General features: G+C 59.1%; 14 protein-coding genes and 3 pseudogenes. 7 read left to right on the forward strand and 10 right to left on the reverse strand.

All coding sequences use genetic code 11. The features are described from left to right. Positions 1 to 83 precede the first annotated feature (83 nt). From PCPL58_RS32810 to PCPL58_RS31595, 9 genes and pseudogenes are all read right to left on the reverse strand, one after another. Positions 84 to 344: pseudogene (locus PCPL58_RS32810) on the reverse strand (methyl-accepting chemotaxis protein); the annotation flags it as partial. Between the two features lie 15 nt (positions 345 to 359). Next, a pseudogene (locus tag PCPL58_RS32360) lies at positions 360 to 1,382 on the reverse strand (PAS domain-containing protein); the annotation flags it as partial. A 54-nt stretch (positions 1,383 to 1,436) separates the two neighbouring features. Then, positions 1,437 to 2,663 carry a Na+/H+ antiporter NhaA gene (nhaA, locus tag PCPL58_RS23280; protein WP_065350542.1) on the reverse strand — a complete coding sequence of 409 codons (1,227 nt, stop codon included), beginning with the start codon at positions 2,661 to 2,663 and terminating at the stop codon, positions 1,437 to 1,439. 164 nt (positions 2,664 to 2,827) lie between these two features. After that, positions 2,828 to 4,342, reverse strand: a complete 1,515-nt coding sequence (locus PCPL58_RS23285; RefSeq protein WP_065351100.1) for an ABC transporter substrate-binding protein — start codon at positions 4,340 to 4,342, stop codon at positions 2,828 to 2,830. 38 nt (positions 4,343 to 4,380) lie between these two features. Beyond that, positions 4,381 to 5,361: an ABC transporter ATP-binding protein gene (locus PCPL58_RS23290; protein ID WP_065350543.1), complete on the reverse strand. Its 981-nt coding sequence runs from the start codon at positions 5,359 to 5,361 to the stop codon at positions 4,381 to 4,383. Beyond that, positions 5,358 to 6,362, reverse strand: a complete 1,005-nt coding sequence (locus tag PCPL58_RS23295) for an ABC transporter ATP-binding protein (protein ID WP_065350544.1) — start codon at positions 6,360 to 6,362, stop codon at positions 5,358 to 5,360. Before PCPL58_RS23295 ends, PCPL58_RS23290 begins: the two co-directional genes overlap by 4 nt. Continuing rightward, a complete protein-coding gene (locus PCPL58_RS23300) occupies positions 6,359 to 7,222 on the reverse strand; it encodes an ABC transporter permease (protein ID WP_065350545.1) in 864 nt (287 codons plus the stop codon). Before PCPL58_RS23300 ends, PCPL58_RS23295 begins: the two co-directional genes overlap by 4 nt. Next, the gene (locus PCPL58_RS23305; protein WP_065350546.1) at positions 7,219 to 8,166 is read right to left on the reverse strand and encodes an ABC transporter permease; all 948 of its coding nucleotides are present in this window, start codon (positions 8,164 to 8,166) and stop codon (positions 7,219 to 7,221) included. Before PCPL58_RS23305 ends, PCPL58_RS23300 begins: the two co-directional genes overlap by 4 nt. Then, on the reverse strand, positions 8,166 to 8,321 hold the full coding sequence (locus PCPL58_RS31595) for a hypothetical protein (protein ID WP_003368637.1): 156 nt from the start codon (positions 8,319 to 8,321) through the stop codon (positions 8,166 to 8,168). Before PCPL58_RS31595 ends, PCPL58_RS23305 begins: the two co-directional genes overlap by 1 nt. A 183-nt stretch (positions 8,322 to 8,504) precedes the next feature. Between PCPL58_RS31595 and PCPL58_RS23310 the strand changes: the two genes are divergently transcribed. From PCPL58_RS23310 to PCPL58_RS23325, 5 genes and pseudogenes are all read left to right on the forward strand, one after another. Then, complete coding sequence (locus PCPL58_RS23310; protein ID WP_003368638.1) at positions 8,505 to 9,269, forward strand: LuxR family transcriptional regulator; 765 nt, start codon at positions 8,505 to 8,507, stop codon at positions 9,267 to 9,269. 95 nt (positions 9,270 to 9,364) lie between these two features. Beyond that, a complete protein-coding gene (locus tag PCPL58_RS23315; protein ID WP_065350547.1) occupies positions 9,365 to 10,288 on the forward strand; it encodes a proline iminopeptidase-family hydrolase in 924 nt (307 codons plus the stop codon). A gap of 267 nt (positions 10,289 to 10,555) precedes the next feature. Then, positions 10,556 to 11,323, forward strand: a pseudogene (locus tag PCPL58_RS32815) (MCP four helix bundle domain-containing protein); the annotation flags it as partial. Positions 11,324 to 11,392: 69 nt separating this feature from the next. Then, positions 11,393 to 12,181, forward strand: a complete 789-nt coding sequence (locus tag PCPL58_RS32820; protein WP_371123822.1) for a methyl-accepting chemotaxis protein — start codon at positions 11,393 to 11,395, stop codon at positions 12,179 to 12,181. A 414-nt stretch (positions 12,182 to 12,595) separates the two neighbouring features. Continuing rightward, positions 12,596 to 13,096 (forward strand): GAF domain-containing protein, encoded by a 501-nt coding sequence (locus PCPL58_RS23325; RefSeq protein ID WP_003431595.1) that lies wholly within the window; start codon positions 12,596 to 12,598, stop codon positions 13,094 to 13,096. Positions 13,097 to 13,109: 13 nt separating this feature from the next. Here PCPL58_RS23325 and PCPL58_RS23330 read toward each other — a convergent pair whose 3' ends face one another. After that, entirely contained in the window at positions 13,110 to 13,565 is a 456-nt protein-coding gene (locus PCPL58_RS23330; protein WP_054082003.1) for a GNAT family N-acetyltransferase, read from the reverse strand. A gap of 362 nt (positions 13,566 to 13,927) precedes the next feature. On the opposite strand from PCPL58_RS23330, the gene PCPL58_RS23335 reads away from it, so the two are divergent. Further along, entirely contained in the window at positions 13,928 to 15,751 is a 1,824-nt protein-coding gene (locus PCPL58_RS23335; RefSeq protein WP_065350548.1) for a sensor domain-containing phosphodiesterase, read from the forward strand. 92 nt (positions 15,752 to 15,843) lie between these two features. Next, complete coding sequence (locus PCPL58_RS23340) at positions 15,844 to 16,629, forward strand: sulfite exporter TauE/SafE family protein (RefSeq protein ID WP_065350549.1); 786 nt, start codon at positions 15,844 to 15,846, stop codon at positions 16,627 to 16,629. The last annotated feature ends 173 nt before the right edge of the window (positions 16,630 to 16,802 follow it).

A 16,802-nucleotide genomic window follows, 5' to 3' on the forward strand; every position in this document is an offset into this window, starting at 1 on the left:
ATGTGCTGAGTTGAAAAAACGCCTCCCTTGCGGAGGCGTTTTTTTTTGCTGCGATCAAAAAGCGAAGGCTGGTTTCATGAGCGGCTCATCATGCTTGCCGCCTGCTCCGTCGCTTCGGTCGTTCGGGTCGCCAGCTTGCGGACTTCATCTGCCACAACCGCAAAGCCCCGCCCTGCCTCACCGGCGCGCGCAGCTTCGATTGCCGCATTGAGCGCCAGGAGGTTGGTCTGGCTGGCAATGCTCTGGATAGTGCCAACTATCTGGGTCAGTTGAGCGATGTTCTCATCCAGGTTTTTCTGATGCTGTGCTTCGGTGTCGCGAAGAGCGCCCTGTTCATGCTTCAAATGCACATCCACCAACGCACCCACCACCCTGAGTGGAACACCTTCGGGGTCACGGCGAGTCTGGCCGCGCGCACGGAACCAGCGGTACTCGCCGGTTTTCATCTTCAGGCGGTACTCGATATCGAACGGCGTCTTGCCAGTCCGGTCATTCAGGTGCTCACCGAAAGCCGTCAGACTGCGCTCCTTGTCTTCAGGGTGCAGCCGTGACGCCCAGCTATCCAGTACGTCGGGAAACTCTTCCACCGTTTCAAAACCCAGCAGACGCCTGAATTGTGGAGACCACCAAAAAGGATTGCGCGCATTGACCGGGTCGCCAGCAATGACCTCCATGTCCCAGAGCCCGTCGGAGAGCATCTCCCGGGCCAGTTCGAATCGGGTAATGATTACATCGTGTTCAAGATCACGTTCAAGCTCGTCGTGGATATCTCGAAGAGAGCCGGCGACCCGCAGCGGCGTTCCGCGTGCATCTCTTAACGTTTCGCCCTGGGCATAGAACCAGCGATACGTGCCGTTCTTCATCGCCAGACGATTCTTGACTCGGTACGGCGTGTTGCCGGAACGGTCATTCAGATGCTTGGCAAATGCGTCGAGCGTGGCTTGTTTATCCTGAGGATGAAGCCGGTCTGCCCAGCTCGCCAGTACGTTGGGGAAGTCGCGCTCGTCGTTGAAACCGAGAAGCGTGCGTAGTTGCTGAGACCACCAGAATCGGTTGTTCGGGTTGACCGGATCGCCCGCGACCACCTCCATATCCCAGAGGCCCTCGCTCGATGCACGGTTGACCAGATCAAAGCGGGTTTCATAAGCGGCAGCCGAGGCAGAGGCTTCACCCAGTAGATGGCGGGCGGTTTCCAGTTCTTGCTCAAGATCGGCAATACGTTGCTCGTCAAGGCGACGCTGGGTGCTCAGCGAGCTCCAGCATTCAAGTACCGCGGCTTTTTCAGCACACCCCCCTAGCGCGGGCTCAGTGCCGCCCTTGAGCGAGGAGATCAGTTGCTGAAGGGCCTTTTTGTCACGACGGGGACTGAACAGGTGAAGCATGCTGTGGGCTCTCAAAGTAGGAGAAGTTGGCCGAGTCCCTGGCGCGTCCCGTCTTTATCGTCCTGCCGCCCGGTTTCTGTAATGCCAGATTGCGATCAGATTCACCCCCCGCTGCGCAAACCTGCGCAACACAACCACACCCAACACAGCCGACAACACCGAACCGATCAGCACACCCACTTTGACCTCGTCGACCAGTTCCGGCGCGCCCGGAAAGGCCAGTGCGCCGATGAACAGGCTCATGGTGAAGCCGATACCACACAAGGCCGCAACGCCGTAAAGCTGAGCCCAGTTGCTGCCGTCCGGCAAACGGGCCAGGCCTGCGCGAATCGCCAGCGCGGCCATGGCGAATATGCCGACCTGCTTGCCGACCAGCAGCCCTAGCGCAACGCCGAGCGGGACCGGGTCCACGAGCTTGTCGGCGGTAATGCCCGACAGTGACACGCCAGCGTTGGCAAAACCAAAGATCGGCACGACGGCAAACGCCACCCACGGGTGCAGCTTTTCTTCCAGATGCAGCAGTGGCGAGCGAGCCTCTTCATCGGGTTTGCCCAACGGGATGCACAGCGCAAGCGCAACGCCAGCGAGGGTGGCGTGGATGCCGGACTGGAGCATGAAGAACCACAGCAGCGCGCCAACGATGAGGTAAGGCAGCAGTTTTTTAACACCCAGACGATTCAGCGCGACGAGCACGGCGATGGAACCCAGCGCTGCCAGCAACATGGGCATGGAGAGATCGCTGGTGTAGAACAGCGCGATGATCAATACAGCGCCGAGGTCATCGAGAATCGCCAGTGCAGACAGGAATATCTTCAACGACAGCGGTACGCGCTTGCCCAGCAGGGACAGCACGCCCAGGGCGAATGCGATATCGGTCGCTGCCGGAATGGCCCAGCCGCCGATGGTGTCTGGCCGTCCCCAGTTGAACGCCACGTAGATCAGCGCCGGAACCAGCATGCCGCCCAGTGCCGCAAAGCCTGGCAAGGCTCTCTGGTTCCACGACGCGAGCTGACCGGCGAGCACTTCGCGCTTGATCTCCAGGCCGACGAGCATGAAGAAGATCGCCATCAGACCGTCATTGATCCAGTGCGAAACCGATAACCCGGCGAACACTGCGTGCAGCGCGGCGAAGTAGCTGTCGGCCAGCGGTGAGTTGGCAACGATCAAGGCCGCCAGCGCAGCCGCCATCAACACCAGCCCGCCAGCGGATTCAGCAGCGAAGAAACGCGTGATGAACGCCAGCGCGTTTGGGGATTCGGTACGGGGGGTGGGTTTATGCATGACGGCTCCGCAGGGTACAGCGCAAAAAAGGCCGCAACCTTACCATCCGCAGAGCCTGTTGAAGGCTTTGTAAACCTGGGGATACAAATTAACGCTTCCCGGCCGAAACCGGGCCGGGAAACGTCGCTGAACAATGCCTGCCGATCAGGCAGGTATTGTTCATGTCACTTCTTGACCGTTTCCTCGAGCGTAAAGCGGCCCAGCGGGTTCTGACCGAAGTGCTCGATGTTCTTACGCGACACACTGATGTAGGGACTGTAGTAGAGGTCGATCCAGTTGACGTCGGCCTTGGCCATTTTCTGCAGGTCGATGTACATCTGCTCGCGCTTTTTCGGGTCCATTTCGACCCGTGCGGCAGCGACCAGCTCTTTGACCTTGTCGTTCTTGTAATGGGTCATGTAGTTATTGTTGGTGTCGTGGCCGAGCACGAAGGTGGTCTTCTGGTCCGGGTCGAGGATGTCGTTGGTCCAGTACATCACGGAGATGTCGTAGTCACCGGCAATCAGCATGTCCCAGCTCTGGCTCGGGTCGACTTTCTGCAGTGTTGTGGTCACGCCGACCTTGGCCAGTTGCTGTTGCAGCATGACCGCGATTTGCTCGTCGACCTCGTTGCCCGCGTTGACCACGTAATTGAGTTTCAGGTCCGATGCACCGGCGTCCGCCAGCATCTGTTTGGCCTTCACCGGGTCATAAGGGCGTTGCAGGTTGTCGGCGTAGTGGTACAGCGCGCCTTTGGGAATGTAGGAATTGGCCACGGTGCCCAGCCCGAAGGTAGCGGCTTCGACCAGCGATTTCTTGTCGATGGCCATGTCCAGCGCCTGACGCACTTCAGGCTTGGCCAATGCGCCGTGTTCGTGGTTGATCAGCAGGTGATCCTCGCGAGTGGAGGGGTCGAGGTGGACCACCAGATCGGGGTCCTTCTGCAGATTTGCGATGCGCGAGAACGGTATCCATATCGCAGCATCGAGCTCGCCCTTCTGGACCATGAGCGTGCGGGTGTTGTCGTCCGGCACCGAGATCCACTCGACACCGTCCAGGCTCACGCTCGGCGCTTCCCAGAAGTTGGGGTTCTTCGCCAGAATTACCCGGTCACCGCGCCGCCATTCCTTCACGGTAAATGCGCCGGAGCTGACAGGCTGCTCGGCATACGCCTCTTCGCCCATGCTCTTCATGGCTTTCTCGGAGAGAATCGACACGTTGGGCAGGGCCAGTTGCGAGAGGAACGAGGCCGAAGGATTCTTCAGCGTGATGACCAGCGTATGCGGATCTGTCGCAACGGCCTTGTCGATAATCTTGTAGGAATCGCTCCACAGCGAACCCTTGTCGTCGCGAATTCGCAGCAGGCTGAACACTGCGTCACTGGCCGTCAGGTCCGAGCCATCGGAGAATTTGGCCGGGCGCATCTTGAGCGTATAGGTCAGCCCGTCAGGCGAGATCGACCAGCTTTCCGCCAGCCCCGGCACCAGCCTGGTGCCTTTGTCATCTACGCGGATCAGCACATCGTAGACGTTGGAAAACACCCAGTTGTCGATGTTCTGCGCACTTTTGATCGGGTCGAACGTGGTGCCGTCCTCACGACGGCCGATGGTCAGCACGCCCGCAGCTTCGGCAACACCCGCCGCCAGTGAACAGGCCGCCAGCATGGCGACGGTCAGCATTTTCATTGGTCGAGCTTTCATACGCATGAACTCCTTGTCGATGTCGGGACAGATCAGGATCAAAAAATCGGGGCTTCCAGCACACAGTCGTAGCGCTGCTGGCCGACATGCCGCGTCGGTGGCGCGACGCTGGAACAGGTCGGCCTGGCAAACCGGCAACGCGGATGAAACGCGCAGCCGTCGGGTAGCTGCAGGGGGCTTGGCGGCTCACCCTGCAACGGCTCGCCGGGCAACGGGCGATCCGGATCGATTTCCGGAATCGCCTGAATCAGCGCAGCGGTATAGGGGTGACGCGGCGAGAGAAAGACGTCCTCTACCGGGCCTTCTTCAACAATTTTGCCCAGGTACATGACCGCCACCCGATCGCACAGGCGACGCACGATGGCCAGGTCATGGGCAATGAACAGAATCGCCAGGTTCATGCGCTGGCGCAGCTCCAGCAGCAGGTTGATGATCTGTCCCTGAATGGAGACGTCCAGTGCCGCCACACACTCGTCGGCAATGATCAGCCGTGGCTCGATGGCCAGCGCGCGGGCGATGCCGACACGCTGACATTGTCCGCCGCTCAAGGCACCCGGCTTGCGTTCGGCAAATTCGGGCCGCAGACCGACCATGTCGAGCAGCTCGATGACCCGCGCCGGAATGTCGGAAGTGGCGACCTTGCGCTGCACGGCGAGCACCTCGGCCAGCGTCGCACCGATGGTCACGCGCGGGTTGAGCGAAGAGGACGGGTCCTGAAAGACCATCGCGGTTTCGCTGCGCAGGCGTTGCAGATTGATACCGCTGCCCTGGGCCATGTCGACGTCATCGAAGACGATCTGCCCGGAGGTGATGTCATTCAGGCGCAGAATAGCCCGCCCCAGCGTGCTCTTGCCGCTGCCGGACTCGCCGACCAGACCCAGCGTTTCACCCGCACAAATGCTCAGCGACACCCCGTTGACGGCGTGCACCCAACGCTTGTTGAGACCGAGGAAACCCGAGCCGGGGGCCGGGAAGCGCACCACCAGATCATTGACGTTCAGCAGTGTGGTGCCGCTCATGAAACGGCCTCCCGGGATTGCACCAACGGGTAGTGACAGGCCGCAGCATGGGCAACGCCCATCGGCCGCATCAGCGGCAGCTTGTCAGGGCAGTCTGCCCCCGCATGACTGCAGCGGGCATGAAAACGACAACCGCTTGGCAGTGCGTCGAGCAAGGGCGGCTGACCGGGAATGGTCCGTAGCAGTTCGCTGCCCGCGCTGCTGGCGGGCTGGCATTCGATCAGGCCGTGGGTATAAGGATGGCGTGCGCGAGCGAGCACGTCGCGCTTGCTGCCGTGCTCACACAGGCGACCGGCATACATCACCGCGATGGAGTCGCAGGTTTGCGCCACCACGCCGAGGTCGTGGGTGATCATGATCAACGACAGCCCGTGCCGGTCGCGCAAGTCCAGCAACAGACGCAGGATTTGCGCCTGCACCGTCACATCCAGTGCGGTGGTCGGCTCATCGGCGATCAGGACCTGCGGCCCACAGCCCAGCGCTACGGCAATCATTGCGCGCTGGCGCATGCCACCGGAAAATTCGTGGGGGAAGTTATCCACACGCGACGCCGGATCGGGAATGCCGACCTGGCGCAAAAGATCGATGGCCTGCGCCCGGGCTTCACGCTTCGACGCGCCCTGATGCAGACGCACACCTTCGGCGACCTGCTCGCCGATACGCATCAGCGGGTCCAGGTGGCTGCTGGGATTCTGGAAAATCATGCCGATCCGCCGTCCGCGCATGGCACGCATTCCAGCGGCATCCAGCGTCAACAGATCGACATCATTGAGGCGTACCGAGCCGCCGCGCACGTGCAGATCCGGCGACGGCATCAATTGCATCAACGCCCGGCAGGCCATGGTCTTGCCAGAGCCACTTTCACCGACCAGCCCGAGAATCTCGCCCTGGTGCAGGTCGAACGACAACCGGTCAACCAAGGTCACTTCGCGATTTCGATGGTTCGCTGCATGGCTCGCCACCACGCTCATCTCGCTGACCTGCAGCACGGGCGTACTCATTGCCGTTCTCCCAGGGTTTCGGCGACGCCGTCCGCCAACAGGCTGAAGCCCATAGCCAACGTCACGATGGCCAGGCCCGGAAAGGTGCAGATCCACCACGCCGAGGTGAGGAACGCCTGCCCTTCGGCGACCATGGTCCCCCACTCCGCCATCGGTGGTTGCACACCCAGGCCCAGGTAGCTGACCGATGCGCCGCTGAGCAGCACCAGAACCGCGTCAGACATGGAAAACACAATCGAGCTGAACATCGCGTTGGGCAGCAGATGGCGGAACAGGATACGCAAGTGACCAAAACCCAGGCTTTTGGCCGCCAAGGCAAAATCGCTTTCCTTGAGCACCAGGATCTGTGAGCGGATCAGCCGCGCATAAGACACCCAGCCCACCAGTGCCATGGCGATGTAGAAGCTGCCCAGGCCCGGCCCGAGAATCGCGATGATCGCCAGCATCAACACCAGAAACGGGAACGCCAGCACGATGTCGATCACGCGCATGCACAGGTTGTCGAAGCGCCCGCCAATGTAGCCCGACAAGGCGCCGATGAAGGTCCCGATCATGAACGGGAAGATCACCCCGAGCACGCAGATCTGCAGGTCGACGCGTGCCGCCCAGATCACTCTGGACAGAATGTCGCGACCAAAATTGTCGGTGCCGAACGGATGCGCGAGGTGCGGCGCGAGCATGCGCAGCTCGGTGTTCTGGTAGATCGGATCGTAAGGTGCCAGCCATGGCGCAAACAGCGCCAGTATCAGCCACCCGCCCAGTAAGCAGCCGCCCAGCAGCATCGCCAGCCGGCCATTGCGCAAACGCAGGCGCAGCCGGGAACGCCAGTGCGGACGAAGATGCGCATGGGCCACGGTCATTTGATATTCACCCGCGGGTCGATGGCCACCGTGGCCACATCGGCAAGGAAGTTCACGATCACCGTGGCGCATGCCAGCACCATCGCCACACCCTGCACCACCATGTAATCGCGGCTGAAGATGCCGCGCACCAGCAACTGACCGATGCCGGGAATCGCAAACAGACTTTCGATCACCACGGTGCCGCTGATCAGCCAGCCGATGTTCACCGCCAGCAGGTTGATCGAAGGCACCAGCGAATTGGGCAACACGTGGCGCCGAAACAGCGCACTTTCACTGAGGCCACGCGCCCGGGCCGCCGTCACATGATCGGCTTGCAGCTCCACGAGCATGCTCGCACGCAGGTTGCGAATCAGCACCGCAGACAGGGCCAGAGCGATGGTCAGACAGGGCAGCACCAGGTGATGAACCTTGTCCAGCCAGTCGCTGCCGTAGCCCGACACCGGAAACCAGCCAAGCTGCACACTGAACATCAGGATCAGCATGATCCCCAGCCAGAACGCCGGCATGCCCAGCCCAGTGGTGGTGAAGACGCGGATCAGGTTGTCGCTCCAACTGCCTTTGTTGCGAGCCGCGAGCGTGGCGAGGGGCACGGCAATCAGCAACGCCAGCAGAACGCTGCCCAACACCAGACATACGGTGGGCTCGATCCGTGTGCTGATCAGCTTGAGTACGTCTATCTTGTACAGCAGCGATTTACCCATATCGCCCTGCACCAGGTTTTTCATGAAATACACGTACTGTGTCCACAGAGGCTCATCCAGACCATACTGGGCGCGGATGTTGGCCAAGGCCTGCGGTGTGGAACGCGAACCCAGCAGGATGCGCGCCGGATCGCCGGGGATCGAACGCACCAGAATGAAGGTGACCAGGCTGATGCCGAACAGCACCGGCAGCAGCTGCAACGGACGCTGGAGAATGAAACGATAACGACCCAGATTCATCAGACGCCCCGATGCTGTGACAGAAAATTCAGCAGGACCGGAAAGTACGCCGCCGCCCCCTCTACGTAAAAGGGCAGAGCAAAGTTGTAGTCGAACATTGACCATCCGTCGACTTTGATTGTTTTCAGCTCATCCGGCCTGTGTTCATAGCCCATTGCATTGCACCTTTGCGGACGACGCTCATGGCATCAACCCTATCCTGCAAGGCGAGCGCAGACAGCTAGCAATTCTTATAGGTTTTACAGGACTGGCAGCCGGTTGGGCGCACGCGTGGCACCGTCCTTGCTAATTGCTATATTAGCGCCCTACATCGGCTCAATGACAAAGGAGGTCATGCCATGCATATCAGGTTGTCGGATTTCAATTCGCGGCTGCAGTCTGCATCCACGCTGGATCAGCAAATGGATTGCGCGCTGCTGCTGGCATCGGATCTCGGATTCGATGCCGTAATTTATGACTACAGCCCGGTGCCGGTGTCCCATGATGGAGCACTGATCACCCCGTCGCTGCTGTCATTGCGCAATACACCTGCGGACTGGTACGCGCTTTGGTGCAGTCAGGGCTATTACCAGATCGATCCGGTGCAACACCTGGCCGTCGCCAGCGTCTCGCCTTTTGTATGGTCATACCAGCCCAGGGCCGAGACGGTCCTGAAAACCTTCATCACGGATATGCACAAGCCGGTGGTGCGCTATCTGCATGACTCACACATGACCTGTGGCGTGACGGTGCCGATCCACATGCCCAAAGGCGGTTTCGCCACATTGACCGGTCTGTGTGCGGACGGCAGCGATGTCGCTCTCGAGGACGCCCGCCAGAGCCTGGCCGAGTTCGGCCTGCTGGCTCACGCCTTTCAGGAGGTCGCCTACCCGCTGTTCGACCAGAAAATTCGCTCGTGCAATGCGATCAGGCTGACCCCGCGCGAGCGCGAGTGCCTGAGCTGGTCTGCCGAGGGACTGACGGCCAGGGAGATTGCCGATCAGCTCAACCGCTCTGTCGCCACGGTGACCTTGCACCTGAATTCGGCCATGCAGAAGCTGGGGGCCAAAAACCGTGTACAGGCGGTAGTGCGTGCCGTTCATTACCGTTTACTCGACCACTGACCGGTTTATCGGCCAAAACCTATCATTTTCTATAGTTATGAGGCGCAAGACGCCGCGCTATGGTGCCCCCAAACTATCCAGCAGGGACCGGCGACATGGCAGATATGACGATCAAGGAAGGTTTTGCGCCTTTTGGCGACTATCAGACGTGGTATCGCATCACAGGCGACCCGCACGGTCCCGGCACACCATTGGTCATTCTGCACGGCGGCCCCGGTTGTACGCACGACTACGTCGATTCGTTCAAGGACATCGCCAGCACCGGCCGGGCCGTTATCCACTACGACCAGTTGGGTAACGGAAAGTCGACCCACTTGCCCGACAAGGGTCGCGACTTCTGGACGGTCAAACTGTTCCTGAGCGAGCTGGATAACCTGCTTGAGCACTTGGGCATCGAAAACAACTACGCATTGCTGGGCCAGTCGTGGGGCGGCATGCTGGCGTCAGAGCATGCCGTGCGTCAGCCCGAAGGGCTGAAAGCGCTGATCATCGCCAACTCTCCCGCAGACATGCGCACCTGGGTAAGTGAGGCCAACCGGCTGCGCGAGGATCTGCCATCTGACGTGCAGGCCGCGTTGCTCAAGCATGAAAAAGCGGACACCTTGAAAGACCCGGAATACCTGAAAGCCTCGCGAGCATTCTATGACCGTCACGTGTGCCGCATCACACCGTGGCCGGAGGAGGTAAAACGTACCTTCGACGCGATTGACGCCGATCCGACCGTGTACCACGCCATGAATGGCCCTACCGAGTTTCACGTTATCGGCACGATGAAGGACTGGACCATCGTCGATCGCCTGAAACTCATCAGCGTTCCGACCTTGCTGATTTCCGGTAAGTATGACGAAGCCACACCGCTCGTCGTGAAGCCCTATGTGGATAACGTCCCCACCATCAGTTGGTCTGTTTTCGAAGAGTCCAGTCACATGCCCCATGTAGAAGAGCGAATGGCCTGCATGGGATGCATCGCAGGTTTTCTGGACACGTTGGTCGAATCGGTTGCAGAGTCCGCAGCTTGATGTTCAGGCCTGATGGATCCACGCCCTGAGAGTTGCACTATTAGGGCGAATACTTTAGTAGCATTCACCCGACTAACGGTTAACTTTGCTCACAGTGTTACTGGAACTTTTTGCCAACATACGGTTGCCTGATAGCGAATAGTTGCATAAAGCCATTATGAAATAACTTTCATGGCTATTTTGTTAAAGCTCTCTCGTTTTCAGCAGAAAAACAGTTACTGGAAGGAAAGTATTGGCCTTCCGCCTGTTTTGCCGCTGGAGGCAACCATGAACCTCAGATCGTTAAGTATTTCACGCAGGGCCTCCCTGTGCTTTGGCGTTATTACCTTACTGTTGATCGGTCTGGGTGCCTTCTCCTACGTGCAGATCGACCATCTGCGCAAGGCTGAGCAGAACATTGAAGAAAACTCACTGCCCAGCATCCAGGTAGTCGACGACATTCAGATCGCCCTGCTTCACGCTCGCCTGGAAAGCATCAGGATGCTTGCGAGCACCGATCCCGCTGTACACGCCACCGCGGAAGCCAAGGTCCGGGAAGCGATCGAGGCGCTGCGTGCCAACAGCGACTTTTATCAAAAACGCCTGCTTTCAGGCGAAGCCGACCGCGCGCAATTCGAAGAAGCCAACAACAAGATGAGCGTATACATTGATGGCTTGAAACAGGTCGTCGCGCTGGACACCTCTGATCATGAAAGAGCGGTCTCCCTTGCCAACGGAGAGCAGGCCCAAAAGGCCACTGCGTACCAGGAAAAACTTACCAGACTGCGCGAGCAAAATGCCACGGAAGCCGTGAGCTCCGGGAAAGATGCAACCGAGGTCTACAATCACAGCGTCAACGTCCTGATGATTGTGCTGATCGCAGCGTTCCTGCTTACCGTGGTCCTCGCGATTGCCCTGACACGCAGCATCGTCGACCCGATCAGCGTCTCGCTCAAACTCGCAGAAGACATCGCCGCCGGTGACCTGACCCGACAACTTAGCGTTGCCGGCAGTGATGAAGCATCACGCTTGATGACGGCCCTGAATACCATGTCGGGGAACCTGCGCACCACCATTCACGAAATTTCCGGCGCCTCCGCACAACTGAGCACTGCCGCCGTCGAGATGACGTCGATCACCGAAAGTGCCGACCGCACGCTGCAGCAGCAGAACAGCGAAATCGAGCAGGCTGCTACTGCGGTAAACGAAATGAGTGCTGCCGTAGAAGAGGTCGCTCGTAATGCTACGTCGACCTCGCAGGCCGCCCAACAGTCGAGCCTTTCCGCCGACCTGGGTAACCAGCGCGTTAACGAAACCCTGACGGCCATGCAGAACCTGACAGGCCTGGTCGAGGGCTCTTCAGCGCAAGTCACTGCGCTGGCTGGCCAGGCTCAGGACATCAGCAAAGTGCTGGGCGTGATTCGCGGCATTGCCGAACAGACCAACCTGCTGGCACTCAATGCAGCCATCGAAGCGGCGCGTGCCGGTGAACAGGGTCGCGGCTTCGCTGTGGTAGCCGATGAAGTGCGGGCTTTGGCGCATCGCACACAGACGTCCACCCAGGAAGTCGAACAGATGATTTCAGCGATTCAGGCCGGTTCTTCCGCCACGGTCGAGTCCATGCAGAAGAGCACTGAGGAAGTTCACAGCACCCGCAAGACGGCAGAGGACGCCGGAGAGTCGCTGCGTCAGATCACCAACTCGGTACTCGAGATCAATAACCGTAACCTGCAGATCGCAGCGGCCTCCGAGCAGCAGGCGCATGTAGCACGTGATGTCGACAGAAGCCTGGTCAGCATTCGCGACCTGGCCGTGCAGAGCAGCGAAGGCACCCGTCAGACCCTGATCGCCAGTACCGAACTTTCGCAGTTGGCGGTCAATCTGAATGATCTGGTGCTGCGCTTCAAGACGTAATCCAGAACAACACCCACACATGCCGGGCATGACAGAAGGGCAGCAGATTCGTCTGCTGCCCTTCTTTTATAGCGTCAGTACCGTTTTCGGCAAAAAACCCGCAATGGTTCCTCCAGCCGGCGGTCCCCTCCTCTCAAAAACTGTGAGCCGCGTCTCTCTGCTGACAGCCTTTCAGACACATAGTCTTCATTAGTTGAAATAGGATCCATAAAGACCTATTTACAAGCACAGGCTATTTGAAAAAGCCCGCAACGTTGACAGGGGCATTGAACTCATTCAATAGTTGGCGTCGAACAACACAATATTTATGTAAGCCACGATCAGGTATGACACGATCACTTCCTGCACGGGATCGGCAGCGCCCGGCGTACCGCCAAGGCCGCATCAGTGCTTTTATGACCAGGGTGACACATTTTGAACAACAAACTGACTTCAGCAGAGCTGGCAGTCATCAGTGAAATCGAGGCCACTTCCAGTCTTTTACGACTGGTGACCCGGCTGACCGGGCTGAGATTTGCGGCAATTGCCAAAGTAACCGAGGCCAGCTGGACCGCATGTGCTGTATACGATGAAATCCAGTTCGGGCTGGAACCCGGTCATCAGCTCAAGCTGGAGACCACGTTCTGCAATGAGTTGCGTCAGCACCGCCAGCCTATCGTGATCAACGAAGTCGCGACCGACCCCGTCTACGCAGAGCATCCCATTACTAAAATGTACGGTTTCCAGAGCTACTTCTCGTTGCCGATCATTTTTCCCAACGGAGAGTTCTTCGGCACCCTGTGTGGCCTGGATACCAAGCCTGCGCCACTCGATGACGCCAATACCCTCGATACCCTGAAAGTGTTTTGCACGCTGATCGCCAGCACGCTGTATGCGCACTATCAATTGCAGGAAATGCAGGAAGTCACCGCTTAAGGCATGGAATGCCTCAGACGCGCAGTTGCCGCTCCATGATTAATGTGCGCTCCTCTCCCTCCAGATGCTCCCGCACCACGTTGAAACCCAGCGCCAAGTAGAACGCCTGCGCAGTCAAGGATGACGGTACAACCATTCGCACCGCGCCCGCATTGCGTGCGACAGCCTCCAGCTCGGCCATCAATAAACGCCCGATCCCCTGCCTATGCCTGTCAGGGTCGACGAATACCGAGCGCACGACCTCCCCCTCCAGACTCGCAGTGCCCACCACCACATTGCCCTCTGACGCCACGAACACCTGACGCTGCAGCATGAACCGCTCGATCGCACCCGGGCCGAAACCCGATTGCACGCGCTCGATCACGCTGACGGGATAATCCCTGGCATTGCTGGTTCGCAAGGCCGCCAATATCACTCGACTGATGGCATCCGCTTCGGCTATGCGGGCGGGTCGTACCTTGATGCTCATGGCGTGGTTCCTGGTTACCCTGCAGTAGGTGAATTCATTTCGAACGCGCAATGGCAAGCAAGACACCGCTCATACGGCGAAGGATTTGCGCACTCCTCATACAAAAAATGTAGGCGAACAGCCCGAATAACGACGTTCGGTCAACTTATTTTCGGTCAGTCGACGAATGGTAGTGCTCACAAGATACCGTAAACAAACGGCCAACCCCTCGCCGTGCGCGGCTTGAACAACGATACCGTTCAAAAAATCCGATCTGCGGCCGATTAATCGGTATCTCGCCGCTGTGGTCGGAATATTTTCGTCTGTTAAAGTGAGTTTCGTGATGTCATATAGTCATCATCGAGCACCCATTGAGAATTGTCATGAACGCCAGTGCCCCTATTCCCTTGAATGAAACGCAACGTCTGTTGCGCATACGGGAGCTGTGCGTGCTTGAAGATACGTCCGATGACGTATTCGATGAAATCATCGCGATGACCGCTGCCTTTTTCGAGACGCCGATTGCCTTGATCTCGATCGTCGATGAGCACCGTCAGTGGTTCCGCGCAAGGGTAGGCCTGAATGCCCGCGAAACACCACGCAACGTGTCCTTCTGCGCCTACACCATCCTTTCCGAAACACTGTTCGAGATTCCCGACGCCACGCTCGACGAGCGCTTCGTCAACAACAGCCTGGTGACCGGACACCCTGACATTCGCTACTACGCAGGCGCGCCACTGATCACCGATGACGGCATTGCCCTGGGCAGCCTGTGTGTGATCGACACCAAGCCGCGCGAGCCGATGAGCGAGTACCAGACGCAGATGCTCAAGCGCTTTGCGTCGCTGGTCATGAAACGCATTGTCGGCCTCAGGCTCAGTTGCTTTATCGACCAGCCCACCGGCTTGTACAACCGCTCGCGCCTGCAGGAAGATATTCATCAGGCCGTGGCATCCAGTGTCGATTATCAGTTGGTCGTGGTGGACATGATTACCTCCGCGTTCCTCAACGATATCGTCAAGGCCCTGGGTTACAGCTTCTCCCAGGACCTGGTAACAGGTATCAAGAGCCGCTTGGAGCGCCTGTTGCCGCCGACCTGTTCTTTATACAAGGTCAGTCCTACGCGCTTCGGCTTTCTGTTGGCAGGCGACCGTACGCCCGAACACCTGTTCCGCACCATCCTCAAGGATTTCGAGACGCCCGTTGAGTGCCGGGGAATTCCGGTGCAGATGCAGGTCGGCCTGGGCGTCGTGACCCTTAACCGTAATCCGGTCGAAGAACAGGACTGGATGCGCATGGTGATCAGCGCTGCCGACGATGCCCGCGACCGCGACCTCGGCTGGGCGATGTATGAACCGCACTTTGACGCCGCCCAGCAGCGTGCTTTCAAATTGCTCAGTTCGTTGACCGGGGCGGTGCATGCTGACGATCAACTGCGTCTGGTCTACCAACCGCGCATCGACCTCGACTCTGGCCTGTGCACCTCGGTAGAGGCCTTGCTGCGCTGGAATCACCCGACGCTCGGCGCCATCGGGCCTGCCGAGTTCGTGCCGCTGGCCGAGAAGACCGCTCTGATGCGCCCGCTGAGCCTCTGGGTGCTGACCAGTGCAATCGAACAGGCCGCTCGTTGGCAGCAGCAGGGTTTCGATTTCCGTATTGCGATCAACGTGACGCCCGAAGACCTCACCGGCCCGGCGTTCACCGACCGGATGATACGCCTGCTGGGCAAGCACAAGATTGACCCCACCCGCTTTGAGCTGGAGTTCACCGAAGGCGCGTTGATGCACAACCCGGCAGAAGTGCGCCACCAGCTGGAGCGCATGCGCCAGGAGGGCATGGATGTGGCGATCGATGACTTCGGTACGGGCTACAGCAACTGGAACTACCTGCGGCAGCTGCCTGCGACGACGGTCAAGCTCGACCAGTCGCTGATCCGCAATCTGGCGTCCGACAAAACCGATCAGCGTCTGGTCAAGGCATTGATCGGTCTGGCCAAGAAACTTGGCTACTGCGTCGTGGCCGAGGGCATCGAAACCGACGAGATTCGTCGCCTGGTCAAGCAGTGGGGCTGCGATGAAGGTCAGGGTTATCTGATCGCCAAACCCATGGAAGCCGAGGCGTTGCTGAACTGGCTGGGCCCCAACCAGCGCCTGCAGAGTGCCTCCGAAGCCGCAGAAGCCGCCATCATCCGCGACAAACGGTTATAACCTTAGAACACATCTTCATAACCGATTACAACGCAAGCCGTTATGCTGCCCGCCACTTTTTGCCTGATGCGTTTGCTTGAAAAAGGTTGGATATGGAAGCGGGTGGTCTGGGTTTCGTAGTTGCAGGGCTGGTAGTCGGTTTCATCGTGGGCATGACCGGAGTCGGCGGCGGCTCGCTGATGACTCCGATACTGCTGTGGTTCGGGATCAATCCGGCCACGGCGGTCGGCACGGACTTGCTGTACGCGGCGATTACCAAATCCGGCGGGGTTCTGGTTCATCGCAGGAACGACAACATCGACTGGAAAGTTACCGGGCTGCTGACCTTGGGCAGCGTCCCGGCGGTGCTCATGACACTGTGGTTTCTGAGCACCCTGCACACCGCCCCCGAAGCACTTAACGCGATCATCAAGCGGGCCTTGGGCTATGTGCTGCTGCTTACCGCACTCGCCGTTCTGTTCAAGAAAAAACTGCTGGCCTTCGCTCATCGGCGCGGAGACGGGTACTCGTTTTTCAGCGGCACCAGCCTGACGGTACTGACCGTCATCACCGGTCTGATCCTCGGCACCATGGTTGCACTCACCTCCATCGGCGCAGGCGCGCTGGGCACGGTGGCCCTGTTCATCCTCTATCCATTGCTGCCAACCCGACGTCTGGTGGGTACGGAGATCGCCCATGCGGTCCCGCTCACGCTGGTCGCAGGCCTGGGTCATGCGAGCATGGGCAACATGAACTGGGAGTTGCTGGGCTGGCTGCTGATGGGCTCACTGCCCGGCATCTACCTGGGCAGCCACATGGCCGGCCGCGTCTCCGATGACCTGCTACGGCCCTTCCTGGCCATCATGCTGGGCATGATCGGCTTCAAGCTGGCGTTCTGATCGGCGCCTATCCATCAGCCTGTCACATTTCTGAGTCAGGCTTGCCCACGAACATAGCCTCGAAAGCCGCAGAGCCGGTTTGCTTGCAGGCTGTGCGCACTCATCGGGAATTGTAATTTTTTGTAGCGAGACACCGATTTTCGGCGCAGGATTTCGTGCGTCAGCTTCAGCGC

The organism is Pseudomonas cerasi (assembly GCF_900074915.1).
GTDB lineage: Bacteria > Pseudomonadota > Gammaproteobacteria > Pseudomonadales > Pseudomonadaceae > Aquipseudomonas > Aquipseudomonas cerasi.